Origin of the sequence: Peptostreptococcus russellii, assembly GCF_900110295.1 — a bacterium.
In the GTDB taxonomy this organism is placed as follows: Bacteria; Bacillota; Clostridia; order Peptostreptococcales; family Peptostreptococcaceae; genus Peptostreptococcus; species Peptostreptococcus russellii_A.
Genome location: NZ_FODF01000005.1, coordinates 123,783 through 141,120, shown reverse-complemented (window position 1 = coordinate 141,120; position 17,338 = coordinate 123,783). Strand labels below are relative to the sequence as shown.

Below are 17,338 nucleotides of genomic sequence, written 5' to 3'. Positions count from 1 at the left end.
TGGGTTCAGAACGTCGTGAGACAGTTCGGTCCCTATCCGTCGCAGGCGTAGGAAATTTGCGGAGATCTGCCCCTAGTACGAGAGGACCGGGGTGGACGTACCTCTGGTGTACCAGTTGTCCTGCCAAGGGCATAGCTGGGTAGCTATGTACGGAAAGAATAAGCGCTGAAAGCATCTAAGCGCGAAGTCCACTTCAAGATAAGATTTCCCACCGTAAGGTTAAGATCCCAGGAAGACTACCTGGTTGATAGGTCGGAGGTGTAAGTGCAGCAATGTATGTAGCTTACCGATACTAATAGATCGAGGACTTGACCAAGAAAAAGATGGATTGTAAAACTAATGTAGTCAGTTTTGAAGGTACAAAAAATATTTAATATTATTTTTCAGATAATAAACTAAACACTTAAGCGTGATATACCTTGATCCAAGGTAGCTCAATGGTGGAGCAACCGGCTGTTAACCGGTAGGCTGTGGGTTCGAGCCCCACCCTTGGAGCCATTTACTTTGTCGCTAATGTTGTTTATAATGTCGCGGAGTGGAGCAGTTGGTAGCTCGTCGGGCTCATAACCCGAAGGTCAGAGGTTCAAGTCCTTTCTCCGCAACCAAATAAGTTTTTTATTCTGGCTCCTTGGTCAAGCGGTTAAGACACCGCCCTTTCACGGCGGTAACAGGGGTTCGATTCCCCTAGGAGTCATTTTTATAATTTTCGCGGGTGTAGCTCAATGGTAGAGTTCTGGCCTTCCAAGCCAGCTGTGAGGGTTCGATCCCCTTCACCCGCTCCATATAGATTTTTGGTTTTGGGAGTATAGCTCAGCTGGGAGAGCATCTGCCTTACAAGCAGGGGGTCACAGGTTCGAGCCCTGTTACTCCCACCATATAAAGAATAAATGCGGCCTGGTAGTTCAGTTGGTTAGAATGCCAGCCTGTCACGCTGGAGGTCGAGGGTTCGAACCCCTTCCAGGTCGCCACTTAACTATACAATGCGGGAATAGTTCAGCGGTAGAGCGCGACCTTGCCAAGGTCGAAGTCGCGAGTTCGAATCTCGTTTCCCGCTCCATATAGATTTTATTATCAATGCGGGTGCATAGCTCAGTTGGATAGAGCAACGCCCTTCTAAGGCGTGTGTCCGGGGTTCGAATCCCTGTGCGCTCATTTTTTTACTCTGCTTTTTAGCGGAGTTTTTTTAATGTAAAAATATAAATAAGTTCAATATACTTTTAAATTGTGTTGAAGATTGAGATAAGTTACGTTAAAGATTGAAATTGAGATATTCATATAAATAAGTAGATGAAGTTTTCATATGAAAATATCATATTACAATAGAAAAGCCTAGAAATATAAGTTTCTAGGCTTTTTTCTTTATTTAAAAAAATGACTATATTTTTCGATCAGAGTATTGCTGCACTCAATAAATGTATTATAAAGTGTTATTCCATTTTCTGAGAAGTATTTTTTATTTGAATTAAAATCGTCTTCTAAATTTTGAAGTCTTGCTATAAACCTATTAATATCTTGACTTGATACAAGGTCGTCGGTAATTTTTTCTATTTCCTTTGCAAGAGCAGAATCAAAACAGTTAAGCATACATGATCTAAGATTATCTAGTCTGCTGGAATAGTTGAATGCCAAATTAGCTTCGTCTGCAATATCTTTTAATTTTTTTAACTTAATTATAGCATCGTTATAGCAGATGCTACAGAATAATATAGAATCAGCATTGCATAAATATTCAACTCTGAATTCATATGATTTCATTTTTTCATCGAAAGCTTTTTCATGATTACCTTTCGAAATCTTAAAAAATAGCATAAAAACCCCTCTCTTTGTAAATATTATGTAAGCTTGCTAAATGACTTTAGCTTGAAAAACTGTATAGAATAAAATACCGAAATTTTCGGACAAAATCTATATTAACTACATTATACTACATATTTAGCTTTAATTCTAATAATAATATATAAAGATATAATTGGATAAAACTTTGTAAAAAGTAGCTTATAAAAATCACAATTTGAAAACAATTACTAAAAACTTATGCAAAAATTATGTTTAATCATATATAATTGTAGAGTACTATGTTAGAATTAAAGTATAAATAGAATTTTTTTGAAGTTACATAGTTACTGATTATGATATTTTAACTTGATATTTGTAGATAAAGAGAAGTATTTCTCTATAGATTGTATAAAATTGAAGATAGTATGCGGATATTTCATTCGTATGTTGAATAATTCCAGGGGGAAATTAGATGTGGTCAATTAGTTTAGTAATGAATAAATTTTTTCAGATAATATCTAAGGTAAGTGTAAACGATATAATCGATATACTAATTGTTGCATATATCTTTTATAAGATATTGATGTTTATAAAGGATACTAGAGCAGAGCAACTATTTAAAGGTGTAATTATACTTTTAGTGGCGACTCAGCTAAGTGGTATATTGAAATTACATACATTGTACTGGATATTAGTAAAGATATTGGAGGTAGGATTTATCTTGCCGTTTATAATTTTCCAGCCAGAGCTAAGAGCGGGTCTGGAACATATAGGTAGAAATACTAGCATTAAAAAGCTTGGTTCTCAATCAAAAACAGGTGAAGAAGATGAAAATAAAGTAATAATCAATGAAATGCTTGATGCCATTTATGATTTGTCAAAGAGAAGAGTCGGTGCGCTTATCGTTTTGGAAGGTGAAACAAAATTAAATGAGATTGTAGAGACAGGTACTAGAATAGATGGGGATATTACAATGCAATTACTTTGTAATATATTCGTTCCGAATACTCCACTACATGATGGTGCAGTCGTAATTAGAGATAAAAAAATAAAATCTGCAGCGTGTTTTCTTCCTCTTACTCAGAGAAAAGATTTGAGTAAAGAGTTGGGAACAAGGCATAGAGCGGGAATAGGAGTCAGTGAAATTTCGGACTGTCTAACTCTTATTGTTTCTGAAGAAACTGGAGGAGTTTCTATTGCTAGAATGGGCAAGATATATAGAAATGTCTCAAGGGAAAGATTGTTTAATATATTAAACAATTTTTATAAGAAAAAGTCAGAAACTGAAAGCGGATTTTTCAGTGAATTCTTTAAGAAGAATGAAAATTAAGAGTAGATAAGGAGATAGTGAATAGCAGCTATGAAGAATAATGATAGAAGAAATAATATAAAGACTAAGATCATCTCTCTACTTACTGCTATAGCTCTGTGGCTCTATGTTATAGCAGTTGTTGATCCTGATGAAAAAAAGGTTATTGAGAATATACCGATTACGATAACCAATGCTAATGAAGTATTGAAAGATGATTTTGTAATATATCCTAAAGAGGATTTTAAAACAGATATAACAGTTCAAGGAAAACTTTCAGAAATACAAAAACTTAATAAAAATAATGTTCATATATATGGAGAGTTAATTAATCCAGTTGAAGGACAAAATATAGTAAACTTGAGAACCAACATATCAAACAGGGTGTCGAGAGAGTTGAAAGATAATACTTTTGTAGTAGACCTTGAAAAGAAAATAAGCAAAACTGTAGAGCTTACAGTAGATGTTCCACCAGCGATGAAGGATTCCGTAGAGGAAGTAGATCCTGAAGTTAAAGAAATAGAAGTAAGTGGTCCAAGAAGTCTAGTCAATAAAGTTGATAAAGCAGTGGCTGTACTTAACTACAATGAGGAAAGAGATAAAGATGAAGCAAGGATGGAGTTGAAAGTTAAGGCAGTAGATAAGGACAATAAAGCTGTTGACGTAGAGTTAAGTCAGAAAACAGTAAAAGTAGATGTTAAATATACTGTTGAAAAGCTTGTTCCAGTAAAATTAAACTATGATGGTGAAGAATTTAATGTGAATGAGTTTACAGTTACGCCTGAAAAGCTTACTGTAAGGGGCAGAGCGGACTTGGTAAATGGTCTTGAGTATATTTATACTGAGCGACTAGGAGACAAGGAGCTAAAGGGCGATGAAGATAAGAAGGTAAAAATAGAAATTCCGGAAAATACTAGAATTAAGGGCGATATTTCAGAAGTAACCATATCAAGAAAATAGATAATCATATAAGTAGCTTACAAGCGGTGTACATTTGTACACCGTTTTTAATTTTTATGTTGATATATCTAATAAAAAGGGGTAATAAATAACTAAAACTCAAAAGAAGATATAAAAAAGTCCTTAAATAAGATATAATATATTTTATAAAATGTATCATTTAAATAATAGTAAGATTTTTAGTTAATACAGATAAATAAAAATATAGCGGATATGAATTTTTATAATAGATAAAGTAAATAATCTTAATTAGGAAATAATAAAGGTTTTATGATAAAATATAAATAGTTGTATTTTCTATGAAAGTCGTAAAATGAATAATAGTAAAAATACACTCCACGTATTAATATTATAAGCAATTCGCTAAAAGCAGTATTTAGATACTGCATTTTACTATGAAAGCAAAACTTTAAAAGGATTTATATAATTAAGGAGAAAAGAAAATGAGAAAATATTTTGGTACTGACGGAGTCAGAGGCATTGCAAATACAGAATTAAGCTGTGAGTTATCATATAAGCTTGGTCGTGCAGGAGGATATGTTCTTACAAAAGGCAAAGAAAACAAGCATATAAAAGTTGTTGTAGGTAGGGACACAAGAGTATCAGGAGATATGCTTGAATCAGCTCTTATAGCTGGGCTAATGTCTGTAGGATGTAATGTAATTACAGTAGGAGTAATACCAACTCCAGCAGTTGCATATCTTACAAGAAAGTATGAAGCAGACTGTGGTGTAGTAATATCAGCCTCACATAATCCAGTTGAATACAATGGAATAAAGTTTTTCAATAGTGAAGGATTTAAGTTGGCAGATGATATAGAACTTGAAATAGAAAAATATATGGATAATATGGATCAGATAGATAGAAATCCTACAGGAAAGGGAGTAGGAAAGAAAATATTTAACCATGAAGCATCAAGAGATTATGTAGAATATCTAAAGTCTAATATCAAGGTAGATTTAAAGGGAATAAAGGTTGTTCTTGATTGTGCAAACGGAGCATCATACAGAGTTGCACCGACAGCTTTTAAGGAATTAGGAGCTGAAGTAATAGAAATAAACTGTAATCCAGATGGAAACAATATAAATGATAATTGTGGTTCTACTCATCCAGAAACTCTTCAAAAGAAGGTAGTTGAGCTAGGTGCAGATATAGGTATGGCTTATGATGGGGATGCAGATAGACTAATAGCAGTCGATGAAAATGGAAACATAGTAGATGGTGACAAAATAATGGTGCTAAGTGCCTTAAATATGAAGAAAAAAGGATTGCTAAAGAAGGATACTTTAGTAGTTACAGTAATGAGTAATTTGGGGCTAATTATAGCAGCTAAGGAAAATGGAATAAATCTTTCAACTACAAAGGTAGGGGATAGATATGTATTAGAAGAGATGCTAAAAGAAGGCTATTGCTTAGGTGGAGAACAGTCTGGTCATCTAGTATTTTTAGATTACAATACTACTGGAGATGGAACAATGTCTTCTCTTGTACTTGCAAGTATATTAAAAGAAGAAAATAAGAAACTTTCACAGGCGGCTTCTGTAATGGAACAATATCCTCAGGTTCTTGTAAATGTGAAGGTTAAGAATGAAATGAAAAATTCTTATATGGATGTTGAAGAAATTGCAAAGGAAATAGCTAGAATAGAAGCTGAAATGGATGGATTAGGAAGGGTTCTTATAAGACCATCTGGAACAGAACCATTGGTAAGAGTAATGCTAGAAGGTAAAGATCAAAATCAAATTAATAGTCTTGCGAATGGATTAGCAGATTTAATTAAGGAAAAAATAGGGTGTTAATGATATATTTACAATTAAGGTAGAATAGAAATATCCTAACTGTAATAAAAATAATATTTTAGAAGAAGCTTACCCCATAGATATTAACTTTATGGGGCAGGTTATTCTTTAGCTATATTATTAAAGATGGCTTATAATTTAAAGAAAGATGTTGATATATTTACTTAATATTGATATAATAAATTATTGGACAGAATTAAATGGATACACAAAGTATCTCATATGAGCCTTTCACCAAAATGGTGTTTGTCTGTGTAGGTGTTTATAGCGTATCTATTGTCCTGTAAATAAAAAGAAATGGTCAAATATTCAATAAAGAGTTTAACTCTAGCGCCAGGACTAGTTAATAGTTGACGAGGACGAAGTTTATCGAATTTTCGGCGGATACTTCGCGGGATACCTGTTTCCGAAAAGTCTCTACAAAACTTGGAAGAAATTCCATCGACAAAAGAGGCCTAACAGGTGACCATTTCTAAAATTTAATATTTTAGGAGGTAGCTATATGTGTGGTATAGTAGGTTATTTAGGAAAAAGAAAAGCCAGTGAGGTAATAGTCGACGGACTAGAAAAGCTGGAATACAGAGGGTATGATTCTGCAGGGATAGCAATTAATACAGGGAGTGAACTTGAAATAAGAAAGTTCAAAGGAAAGCTTGCCGTATTAGCAGAAGATCTAAAGAAAAACCCAATTGAAGGAAATTTAGGAATAGGTCATACAAGATGGGCGACACATGGTGAACCATCAGATGTAAACTCTCATCCTCACTTCAATTCAGATAAGAGTATAGCTGTTGTACATAATGGTATAATAGAAAATTATTCTGAAATAAGAAAAGAGTTATCAGAAGACGGCGTAGAATTTCTTTCAAAGACAGATACAGAGGTGATACCTCATTTGATATCTAAGTACTATAATGGAAATCTTCTTGAAGCTGTTTTTAAGGCTGAGGAATGTCTTAGAGGAGCATACGCACTAGGAGTAATATCAAATCATGCAAATGATGAACTAGTGGCTGTGAGAAAGGATTCTCCACTTGTAGTAGGTGTTGGAGAAGATGAATACTTTGTAGCTTCAGATATACCGGCTCTTTTAAAGTACACAAGAGAAGTATACTTCCTTGAAAATGGGGAAACAGTCCATATTAAGGGAAATAGTATTACAATATATAATGAAAATAGAGAAGTAGTTGAAAAAGAACCATTCCATGTAACATGGGATATAGAAGCCGCTTCAAAAGGTGGATTTGACTGCTTCATGAACAAGGAAATACATGAGCAACCACAGGGAGTCAAGGATACAATAGAAAGAAGACTTGATGAAAATGGTAAAATAGTTTTAGACAGTATAAAGCTAACAAAGAATGAACTAGAAAATATTAATAGAATATATATTGTAGCATGTGGTACAGCTTACCATGCAGGACTTTTAGGAAAGAAAGCAATAGAAAAATATGTAAAAGTTCCTGTAATAGCAGATATAGCATCAGAGTTTAGATACAGTGATAATTTTGTAGATGAAAAATCTCTTGTAATATTAGTTAGCCAGTCAGGTGAAACTGCAGATACATTGGCTGTTTTAAGAGATTCAAAGAAAAAGGGAGCTAGAATACTTGCTGTAACAAATGTTGTAGGTTCATCAATTGCTAGAGAAGCAGATGATGTATTCTATACTTGGGCAGGTCCAGAAATAGCAGTTGCATCCACAAAGGCATACACAACTCAGATAGTATCTCTTTATATGATAGCACTTGATTTTGCACTTGAACTTGGAACAATAAGTGAAGAAGAATACAAATCTGTAATAGATGAAATGTTAAGTCTTACTAAAAAGATAGAAGAAGTACTAAATCAAAAGGAACATATAAAAGAGATTGCAGAAGAAATCAAGGATAAAAACCATATCTTCTATTTAGGTAGAGGAATAGATTATTACTTAGCACTTGAAGGATCTTTAAAGCTTAAGGAAATTTCATATATTCATGCTGAAGCATTTGCAGCAGGTGAACTTAAGCATGGTACAATAGCTCTTATAGAAGAAGGAACTCCAGTAGTTGCTTTAGCTACTCAGGACAAATTATTTGAAAAGATGGTTTCAAATATGGAAGAAGTAAGAGCAAGAGGTGCAAATGTAATAGCAATTGCAAAGAAACATAACAAGGAAGTAGAAAATGTTGCAAATGGAGTAATATACATACCAGAAGCATCAGATCTTTTAGTACCGATATTGGCAGTAGTTCCAATGCAATTACTAGCTTACTATGTTTCTTCACTTAAGGGGCTTGATGTTGATAAGCCAAGAAATCTTGCTAAATCTGTAACTGTTGAATAATAAAAAGCCAGACTGTAAATCGATAATTTATATACTTGTATAGATTATTAGATTAAGTTAGCAAGTGAAGGAGAAATTTGAATAATAAATAAGTTGTTTAAATTCCCTATAGAAAAGTTTGAAATAGGTGGGGATGTTGTCATCTCCACCTTTATTTTGTCAAAAAGGACTTGATTTATTTCTGTATTTTTTTTATAATATAGGTTGACATATTGCCAAATTAATTATATATAATTATAGTATAAAAAAGAGTGTTTATTTTTATAAAGTATTTTAAATGATTATATCAGACACTTCTAAGCTTTTATATACAATTGTGATGGAAAATTAAAATATAATAAAAATTATTTTAAAACTATTTGTACAACAAAAATAAAATTTAATGAAAATAAATTTAAAGGACATTTTATAGTCAGTATTTTGTAGTTATTTATTATTTTTTCATTCCTTATGCAAGAATAATAAATAAGGATAAAATTTTGGATAGTCTAAAAGGATTATCAGTGATGTTTTTAAGTAATTTGTTTTATGAATGATAAGGGAGAATAGTTATGCCAAGAATAAGAGTAAAGAAAAGTGGACCATTAAAAGGTTCTATAAATATAGATGGTGCAAAGAATGCTGTATTACCTATAATAGCAGCTACTTTGCTAGCAAATGACAAGTGCGTGTTAAAAAGCGTTCCAAATTTAAGAGACGTTCACGTAATATCAGATTTATTAAGACATTTAGGTGCAAAGGTTGAGTATAAAGATAATACACTTACAGTGGATTCAAGTACAATAAACACTTATGAAGCACCTTATGAACTTGTAAAGAAAATGAGAGCATCATTTTTAGTGATGGGGCCTCTTCTTGCAAGATTTAATCACACAAAGATTTCAATGCCAGGTGGATGTGCCATTGGTACAAGACCTATAGACCTTCACTTAAAAGGATTTAAAGCTTTAGGAGCAAAGGTAAATATAGATCATGGTTTTGTAGAAGCAAAAACAGATCATCTAAAGGGAAGCAAGTTGTATCTTGATTTCCCATCAGTAGGTGCTACTCAGAATATAATGATGGCTGCGGTTTTAGCAGATGGAGTTACAACTATTGAAAATGCTGCTGAAGAGCCAGAAATAGTGGATCTTGCAAACTTCCTAAACGAAATGGGAGCATCAGTAAGAGGCGCTGGTACCAATACTGTAAAAATTACAGGTGTAAAGAAGTTAAAAGGAACAGAACATACTATTATACCAGATAGAATAGAGGCTTCTACATATATGGTGGCAGCAGCTATGACAAAAGGTGATGTAGTTCTTAATAATGTAATAATAGACCATTTAAAGCCAGTTATTGCAAAGCTTACTGAAGCTGGTGCAAAGGTGATAGAAGGAGAAAACTCTATTAGAGTAATAGGACCTAAAAAGATAAGACCTATCGATGTTAAGACTCTTCCACATCCAGGGTTCCCTACAGATGTTCAGGCACAGTTTATGGCAATGCTTACTGTAGCTGATGGTACAGGTGTGGTTATAGAAACAGTCTTTGAAAACAGATTTATGCACGTTACAGAATTTAATAGAATGGGTGCAAATATAAAGATTGACGGAAGAAGTGCAGTTGTAAATGGAGTAGACTCTCTTATAGGAGCTGATGTTACTGCAACAGACCTAAGAGCAGGTGCGGCACTTATTCTTTGTGGACTTATAGCAAATGGAATCACAAATATCAATGAAATATATCATATACAAAGAGGTTACGTTGATATAGATAAGAAGTTCAGAGCTTTAGGTGGAGATGTAAGAATAGTAGAAGATTAATATGAATTTATGAAATACTTATAGTTTTGATTGTATATCGGGCTATAAGTATTTATAGAATATAGAAATACAAGAACTGAAATATGCAGGTACAGAATAGACTGTACATATTAATGTTTGGAGGTTTTAGGATGGCTGGAATGGATATAGGAATTGATTTAGGAACTGCAAACGTATTAATTGCAGTTGACGATAAAGGAGTGGTACTTAGTGAGCCTTCAGTAGTAGCTGTAGATAAAAGAATAGATGAAGTTATTGCAGTCGGTCATGAAGCCTATAATATGATAGGAAGAACTCCCAAAGAGATTGAAACAATAAAGCCAATGATGAATGGTGTAATATCGGATTACGATAATGCAGAAAGAATGCTAAAAGGTTTTATAGAAATGCTTGGAGAAAAAAAGGGCATGGGAAAAATAGTAATGCCTAGAATAATGGTTTCTGTACCTTCGAATATTACAGATATAGAAAAGAAGGCCGTAGAAGACGCTACAAAGAACGCTGGAGCTAGAGAAGTACTTCTTATAGAAGAGCCAATTGCAGCTGCAATTGGAGCGGGAATAGACATTTCTAAGCCAGGTGGACACATGGTAGTAGATATAGGTGATGGAACTACAGATGTGGCCGTAATATCTCTTGGTGGAACAGTAGTAAGTGATTCTATAAAAATTGGTGGAAATAAGTTAAATAAAGACATAATAAGATATATAAAAAGAAATTATAATGTAATTATAGGCGAAAGAACTTCTGAAAAGATTAAAAAGGATATAGGAAGTGCATTTAGAAGACCTGAAGAAAGGTTTATAAAGATAACAGGTAGAGACCTTACAAATGGTTTACCAAAATCAATTACAGTAAGTTCATTTGAAATAATGGATGCAATGAGTGAAAGCGTAAGACAGATAGGTGAGTTGGTAATCAGAGTTCTTCAAGAAACTCCACCTGAAATATCATCAGACCTTGCTGTAAGTGGGATAGTTCTTACGGGTGGTGGTGCTCTTCTTTATGGAATGGATAAGAAGATTTCTGAGATGACTGGATTGCAGGTAAGACTTGCTGAAGATCCAATAAGCTGTGTTGCAATTGGTACGGGAATTGCTTTAGGATCTGTAGAAATTTTACAGATAGCAGGAACAGTATAATAAGAAAAGAAACTAATTTTATTAGAGTATAAGAACAAAAATATTTAAGTTATATTAGTTGTAAAATTTATAGTCTTTTATAAAAATATTTTTATCTGAGAATTGAATAAGAAAAAATTATATTTAAATGATAAATTTGTTGACAATTAGAAATTATAGTGATAATATATTTTTGTTAGTGAAAGTTAAATATAAACGTAAATCTTGATTACCTTATCAAGAGTGGCAGAGGGACAGGCCCTGTGAAGCCCGGCAACCGCGTAAAGACGGTGCTAATTCCTACAAGATATTTTCTTGAAAGATGAGGTTGGTAACATTTTTTTAATGCAAATTAATGGCCTCTTCATTTGAAGAGGCTTATTTTTTTAGACAGTATTTTATGAAAAGGAGAATGAAATGGCTAGACATTTATTTACATCAGAGTCAGTAACAGAAGGACATCCTGACAAACTTTGCGATCAGGTGTCAGATGCTATATTAGATGCACTTCTTGAGAAGGATCCAAACTCAAGAGTTGCTTGTGAAACAACTGCTACAACAGGATTAATACTAGTAGCAGGAGAAATATCAACAAATGCATATGTTGATATTCCGAAGATAGTAAGAGAAACAGTAGAAGAAATAGGATATGTAAGAGGAAAGTATGGTTTTGATGCAGAAAACTGTGGAGTAATAACAGCTATAGACGAGCAGTCAAATGACATAGCTATGGGTGTTGACGAAGGTCTTGAATCAAAATCAGGAGAAAAGGTAGAAGACGAAATAGAAAAGGTAGGGGCAGGAGATCAGGGTATCATGTTTGGTTTTGCTTGTAACGAAACTCCTGAATTGATGCCATTACCAATATCACTTGCTCATAAGTTATCAAGAAAGCTTACAGAAGTTAGAAAGTCTGGTGAACTTGCATATTTAAGACCAGATGGTAAGACACAGGTAACAGTTGAATATGAAGAAGATACTCCAATCAGAGTTCATACAGTTTTAATATCATCACAGCATGATCCTGAAGTAAGCTCTGAACAAATAAGAGAAGAAATAATAGAAAAGGTAATAAAGGCTACAATTCCAGCAGAATTGTTAGATGACGAAACTCTATACTATGTAAATCCAACTGGTAGATTCGTAGTTGGTGGACCTCATGGTGATACTGGTCTTACAGGTAGAAAGATAATAATAGACACTTATGGTGGATACTCAAGACATGGTGGAGGAGCTTTCTCAGGAAAGGATCCAACAAAGGTAGATAGATCAGCTTGTTATGCAGCAAGATATGTTGCTAAGAACATAGTAGCTGCAGGATTGGCAGATAAGTGTGAAATAGAACTTTCTTACGCAATAGGTGTAGCTAGACCTCTATCAATATTTGTAGATACTTTCGGGACAGGAAAGCTTTCAAATGAAAAGTTAGTTGAAATAGTAAGAGATAACTTTGATTTAAGACCAGGAGCTATTATTAAAAATCTTGACTTAAGAAGACCTATATACAAGCAGACAGCTGCCTATGGTCACTTTGGTAGAACTGATATAGAACTTCCTTGGGAACAGCTAGATTTAGTAGACAAGTTAAAGTCTTATCTATAAAATGAGAAATTTATTTTATATTAAATTAAATAAAAAAATTATAAATTAATAATAGATATTTTATAATTCTTATTTTAAATGAATTAATAATTTTTAAAAAAGATAATAAGATTAATTTTGAATATGTCTAGTTTATTGATTTTATATATGAAGGCAATTGGATATTTTGAATAAATTTTAAAATAGTTGGAGAAAATTCTCCAACTATTTTTTTACATTAATATATTTAAGTTTAAATTAAATAGTAGAACTATTATTTTTGACACAAATGTTTGAAGTAAAATATATCAATTGATATATTTTAAAAGTAAATTATCTTCTAACAGAGTACGTTGTCAAATCAAAATAGTCATATCTATGTCTAGATATAGAGTACTCAAATGGAGTACCATTGTCTAAATAAGCAATCTGTTCTATTTCAAGTACCGGTTCAATTTCTTTTAATTCAAGCATTTCTTGATCAAATGCTGTACTTACATCAGCTCTAGTCATCTTTTTAGCACTGGCTATTTTATAGCCAAGTTCTTGCTCTATATAGTTATAAATTGATCCCTCCAAAACATCCTTGTTTATACCTGTTATTAAGTTCGTACTCATATACGTTCTTTCAAGAATACATGGTTTATCACCTATGTATCTTAATCTCAAAATATTATAAACAGAATCATTGACATTAATATTCAAATTTTGAGCTATTTTCTCATCGGCAAACATCAAATCAAATTCCAAAACATTAGATTTAACTTTTTCTTTTAAAGAGCGAGTAAGACCTAGAAGCTCATCTTCTTGCAGCAATGTTCTTTTGTGCATACTGCTTTTGGACATTACAAAGCTGCCAAGTCCTCTTTTTCTATGTAGCATACCCTCACGAACAAGTATATCCAAAGCTTTTTTTACCGTCATTCTGCTACAATCAAATTCCCTACATAGTGATTTTTCATCTGGGATTTGTTGATTCTCTTTATATATGCCATCTACTATTCTTTTTTTAATTTCATTATATATTATCATGTATTTACTTTCCATTTTATCACCAACCTAAGTACATTTTATATTAACATATTTTACATAGTATAATAGTACTTTATCAAATAAACAAAAAATATGCAATCACTCTATTAACATGATATCACAAGTCTTTGAATTTAATCTAGTCTTTTATGGATAAAAGACTAGACATTTATAACAAAAAGATATACAATTAAATTATAAAAAGATGAAAGGGGAAGAAAATGAAAAAATTTATTAATTTTCCAGATGATTTCTGGTGGGGAGCTGCCACGAGTGGTCCACAAAGTGAGGGAACATTTGAAAAGCCACATGAGAATATAATGGACTACTGGTTTAGGACAGAGCCAGAGGATTTCTTTAATGGTGTTGGACCAAACATAGCAAGTGATTTTTATCACCATTATGAAAACGATTTTAAACTTATGGGTGAGATTGCTTTTAATTCTTTTAGAACTTCGATACAATGGTCTAGACTGATTAAAGACTTTGAAACAGGGGAAGTTGATTTGAAAGCAGTAGAATTCTATAATAAAGTTATAGATTCTGCTAAAAAAAATAATGTGAAGCTTGTACTTAATCTTCATCATTTTGATATGCCAATAGAGCTACTTAAAAAATATGGAGGTTGGGAAAGCAAACATGTTGTAGAGCTTTTTGTAAAATTTGCTAGGGTAGCCTTTGAACATTTTGGGGATAAGGTAGAGTATTGGACAACTTTCAATGAGCCAATGGTTATACCAGAAGCAGGTTATCTATATGGGCAACACTATCCGAAGTATTCGGGAAAAGGTTTGGAAGCTATGCAGGTGATATACAATATTAATCTCGCAAGTGCAAAAGTAATAGAAGAATATAGAAAGATGAAATTAAAAGGAAAAATAGGGATTATAATGAATCTTACACCATCATATCCTAGAAGTGATTCTAAGGAAGATTTGTTGGCAAGTAAATTTGCAGATGATTTATTCAATCGTTCTTTTTTAGATCCAGCTACTAAGGGAACTTTCCCTGAAAATTTGGTAAAAGTTCTTACTGAAGATAAGGTTATTTGGAATAGTAGTGAAGATGAGATAAAAATTATAGCTGATAATACAGTCGATTTTATAGGGGTGAATTACTATCATCCAAAACGTGTAAAATCTAATGAATCAGCTAAGGATTATTCTGATAATTGGATGCCTGACAAGTATTTTGAAAACTATGAAATGCCAGGAAGAAGAATGAATCCATATAGAGGTTGGGAAATATATCCAAGAGCAATATATGATATAGCTATTAATATAAAAGAAAACTACGGCAATATACCTTGGTTTATAAGTGAAAATGGAATGGGTGTAGAAGGTGAGGAAAACTACATCGATAAAAATGGAGAGATTCAAGATGATTATAGAATAGAGTTTTATGAAGAACATCTTGCTTGGTTATCAAAGGCAATAAACGAAGGATGTAATTGTTTTGGATACCATACATGGACTGCATTTGATTGCTGGTCTTGGAATAATGCCTACAAAAATAGATATGGATTTATTGCAATAGACTTGGAAACTCAGAAAAGAACTATTAAAAAATCAGGATACTGGTATAAAGAGGTCAGTACTAACAATGGTTTCTATTATGACTCGGAAAAACTTATATAATTAGGAGGAAAATTTATGTCAATGGAAAACTCAAAATTTGTCGAGAAATTTACGATGGTGGCTGCAAAACTAGGAAATCAGATTCATCTTCGTTCTCTTAGGGATGCTTTTGCTACAGCAATGCCACTATATATACTTGCAGGTTTAGCAGTATTATTAAATAACACAGTATTTACTTGGATATTTACAGGTGACACTCTAGCAAGTGTTCAATATTGGGGAACTACAATAGCAAATGCTACGCTTAATGTTTCTGGTATACTTATAGCAGCTATTGCAGGTTACTTCCTTGCTGTTAATAGAGAATTTAATAACCCTATTGCAGCTGCAATGATATCGATTGCATCTTTACTTGTAATGATGCCTACATCAGTATCTATAATTCCTGAAGGAGCAACAGATCCTGTTACAATATCTGGAGTTTTATCTTATTCAAATCTTGGAACTGGTGCAATGTTTGCCGGAGTAATTATAGGTCTTATATCAACAGAATTTTTTATCAAAGTTTCAAATATAGAAAAGCTTAAAGTCAATCTTGGCGATAGTGTTCCACCTTCAGTTGGAAAATCATTTAATGTATTATTACCAGTAATAATAGTTTTATCAGTATTTGGTATTGTATCAGCACTTTTATTTAATATAGCTGGAATGAACTTAATAGATTTAATTACTACTTTTATACAGGAACCATTACGTCATGTCAGTACAGGATTGTGGGGCTGCTTGATTCTTTATTCTTTAGGAAACTTATTGTGGCTATTTGGTATACATCAATCTGTAATTTACAGTTCAATTCTTGAGCCACTTTTAATAATAAATATTACTCAGAATATAGCTGCTTATAATGCAGGAGAAGCTATACCAAACATTATCAATGTTTCTCAGGTAACTACATTTGGATTAATTGGTGGTTCAGGTTCAACTATATGCCTAATAATAGCAACTTTCTTAATAGGTCGTAATAAGGCTACTAGAAATGTTGCAAAACTTTCTATTGCACCAGGCTTATTTAATATCAATGAACCAGTTATATTTGGTTATCCAATAGTATATAATATAGCTATGGCTATACCATTTATATTAGTGCCTTCTCTTGGTATATTATTAAGTTATATAGCAACTTCACTGGGTATGATTTCTCCAGCAGTTTCATTAGTACCTTGGACTACACCACCGCTAATCAGTGCTTTTCTTGCTACTGCAGGTGATTGGAGAGCTGTTGTACTACAGGCAATTGTAATTGTTTTAGGAGTAATAATCTATATGCCTTTTGTTAAAATAAACGATAAGGTACTAGAAAAACAAGCTGAAATGGTAAATTCAGAAGAATAATTTAGAGGTGATTAAAATGAAAAATATTTTATTAGTTTGCAATGCTGGAATGTCTACAAGTATGTTAGTAAAAAAAATGCAGGATGCTGCAAAGAGTGAAAATATAGATGTTAATATTGAAGCGAAATCTTTAACAGAGGCTAAAAAAAGTATAGATTCTGCAGATATGATCCTAGTAGGACCACAGATAAGATATGAACTTAACAACCTTAAAAAAGTTGCTCAAGATATTCCTGTAGAAGCTATTAATATGCAAGATTATGGAATGATGAATGGTAAAAAGGTTTTAAAAGAAGCTTTAAAGGCTATGGGTGTTTAAAATGAGTGAAGAACTAGAGATGATATGTTTTCAAATAATATCCAATAGTGGATCTGCCAAGTCTAATTATATAGAGGCAATTCAAAAAGCCAAAGCGAAAGAATATGATGAGGCAAATAGATTAATGGAAGAAGCAGAAGAATATTTTTTAAAGGCTCATAAGATTCATAGTGAGTTGATACAAAAAGAAGCTTGTGGAGAAAAAACTGAGTTTTCAATTTTGCTAATGCACTCTGAGGATCAAATGTCTAGCACAGAACTTTCTAAAATATTAGCTCAGGAAGTAATTGAGTTACATAAAGAGCTAAATTCTATAAAAAACTAGATTTTATTTATTT

At 32.7% G+C, this 17,338-nt stretch carries 13 protein-coding genes, 8 tRNA genes, 1 rRNA gene and 1 riboswitch; of the genes, 20 read left to right on the top strand and 2 right to left on the bottom strand.

Going from position 1 to position 17,338, the window contains the following annotated elements; translation table 11 throughout:
- The 9 genes from BMY82_RS04755 to BMY82_RS04715 all read left to right on the top strand — a co-directional run.
- Positions 1-316, top strand: a 23S ribosomal RNA gene (locus BMY82_RS04755); the annotation flags it as partial.
- 107 nt (positions 317-423) lie between these two features.
- Positions 424-498: transfer RNA gene (locus tag BMY82_RS04750), tRNA-Asn, on the top strand.
- A gap of 31 nt (positions 499-529) precedes the next feature.
- Positions 530-605, top strand: a tRNA-Met gene (locus tag BMY82_RS04745).
- A gap of 17 nt (positions 606-622) precedes the next feature.
- Positions 623-694: transfer RNA gene (locus BMY82_RS04740), tRNA-Glu, on the top strand.
- A 14-nt stretch (positions 695-708) separates the two neighbouring features.
- Positions 709-782: transfer RNA gene (locus tag BMY82_RS04735), tRNA-Gly, on the top strand.
- A gap of 17 nt (positions 783-799) precedes the next feature.
- Positions 800-875 (top strand) — tRNA-Val (locus BMY82_RS04730).
- A gap of 16 nt (positions 876-891) precedes the next feature.
- Positions 892-968 (top strand) — tRNA-Asp (locus tag BMY82_RS04725).
- Positions 969-982: 14 nt separating this feature from the next.
- Positions 983-1,057, top strand: a tRNA-Gly gene (locus BMY82_RS04720).
- Between the two features lie 21 nt (positions 1,058-1,078).
- Positions 1,079-1,152: transfer RNA gene (locus BMY82_RS04715), tRNA-Arg, on the top strand.
- 207 nt (positions 1,153-1,359) lie between these two features.
- On the opposite strand, the gene BMY82_RS04710 is transcribed toward BMY82_RS04715, so the two are convergent.
- On the bottom strand, positions 1,360-1,809 hold the full coding sequence (locus tag BMY82_RS04710; protein WP_091975215.1) for a hypothetical protein: 450 nt from the start codon (positions 1,807-1,809) through the stop codon (positions 1,360-1,362).
- A 439-nt stretch (positions 1,810-2,248) separates the two neighbouring features.
- Between BMY82_RS04710 and cdaA the strand changes: the two genes are divergently transcribed.
- The 7 genes from cdaA (at position 2,249) to metK (ending at position 12,701) form a co-directional block, all read left to right on the top strand.
- Positions 2,249-3,106 carry a diadenylate cyclase CdaA gene (gene cdaA, locus BMY82_RS04705; protein ID WP_091975213.1) on the top strand — a complete coding sequence of 286 codons (858 nt, stop codon included), beginning with the start codon at positions 2,249-2,251 and terminating at the stop codon, positions 3,104-3,106.
- Between the two features lie 30 nt (positions 3,107-3,136).
- Positions 3,137-4,045, top strand: a complete 909-nt coding sequence (locus BMY82_RS04700; protein ID WP_091975211.1) for a CdaR family protein — start codon at positions 3,137-3,139, stop codon at positions 4,043-4,045.
- Positions 4,046-4,488: 443 nt separating this feature from the next.
- Positions 4,489-5,844: a phosphoglucosamine mutase gene (gene glmM, locus BMY82_RS04695; RefSeq protein ID WP_091975209.1), complete on the top strand. Its 1,356-nt coding sequence runs from the start codon at positions 4,489-4,491 to the stop codon at positions 5,842-5,844.
- A 502-nt stretch (positions 5,845-6,346) separates the two neighbouring features.
- Positions 6,347-8,173: a glutamine--fructose-6-phosphate transaminase (isomerizing) gene (gene glmS / locus BMY82_RS04690; RefSeq protein WP_091975207.1), complete on the top strand. Its 1,827-nt coding sequence runs from the start codon at positions 6,347-6,349 to the stop codon at positions 8,171-8,173.
- Positions 8,174-8,724: 551 nt separating this feature from the next.
- The gene (gene murA / locus BMY82_RS04685; RefSeq protein WP_091975204.1) at positions 8,725-9,978 is read left to right on the top strand and encodes a UDP-N-acetylglucosamine 1-carboxyvinyltransferase; all 1,254 of its coding nucleotides are present in this window, start codon (positions 8,725-8,727) and stop codon (positions 9,976-9,978) included.
- Positions 9,979-10,109: 131 nt separating this feature from the next.
- Positions 10,110-11,120 carry a rod shape-determining protein gene (locus BMY82_RS04680; protein ID WP_091975202.1) on the top strand — a complete coding sequence of 337 codons (1,011 nt, stop codon included), beginning with the start codon at positions 10,110-10,112 and terminating at the stop codon, positions 11,118-11,120.
- Between the two features lie 210 nt (positions 11,121-11,330).
- A riboswitch (SAM riboswitch) is annotated at positions 11,331-11,428 on the top strand.
- Between the two features lie 88 nt (positions 11,429-11,516).
- On the top strand, positions 11,517-12,701 hold the full coding sequence (gene metK, locus BMY82_RS04675) for a methionine adenosyltransferase (RefSeq protein WP_091975200.1): 1,185 nt from the start codon (positions 11,517-11,519) through the stop codon (positions 12,699-12,701).
- A 312-nt stretch (positions 12,702-13,013) separates the two neighbouring features.
- On the opposite strand, the gene BMY82_RS04670 is transcribed toward metK, so the two are convergent.
- A complete protein-coding gene (locus BMY82_RS04670; RefSeq protein WP_091975197.1) occupies positions 13,014-13,727 on the bottom strand; it encodes a GntR family transcriptional regulator in 714 nt (237 codons plus the stop codon).
- A 206-nt stretch (positions 13,728-13,933) separates the two neighbouring features.
- On the opposite strand from BMY82_RS04670, the gene BMY82_RS04665 reads away from it, so the two are divergent.
- Genes BMY82_RS04665 through BMY82_RS04650 form a run of 4 tightly spaced genes read left to right on the top strand, consistent with a single transcriptional unit; the run spans position 13,934 to position 17,325 of the window.
- The gene (locus BMY82_RS04665; RefSeq protein ID WP_091975195.1) at positions 13,934-15,349 is read left to right on the top strand and encodes a glycoside hydrolase family 1 protein; all 1,416 of its coding nucleotides are present in this window, start codon (positions 13,934-13,936) and stop codon (positions 15,347-15,349) included.
- A gap of 15 nt (positions 15,350-15,364) precedes the next feature.
- A complete protein-coding gene (locus tag BMY82_RS04660; RefSeq protein WP_242938914.1) occupies positions 15,365-16,681 on the top strand; it encodes a PTS sugar transporter subunit IIC in 1,317 nt (438 codons plus the stop codon).
- A 16-nt stretch (positions 16,682-16,697) separates the two neighbouring features.
- On the top strand, positions 16,698-17,000 hold the full coding sequence (locus tag BMY82_RS04655) for a PTS sugar transporter subunit IIB (RefSeq protein WP_091975193.1): 303 nt from the start codon (positions 16,698-16,700) through the stop codon (positions 16,998-17,000).
- Between the two features lies 1 nt (position 17,001).
- Entirely contained in the window at positions 17,002-17,325 is a 324-nt protein-coding gene (locus BMY82_RS04650; RefSeq protein ID WP_091975191.1) for a PTS sugar transporter subunit IIA, read from the top strand.
- Positions 17,326-17,338: the final 13 nt, after the last annotated feature.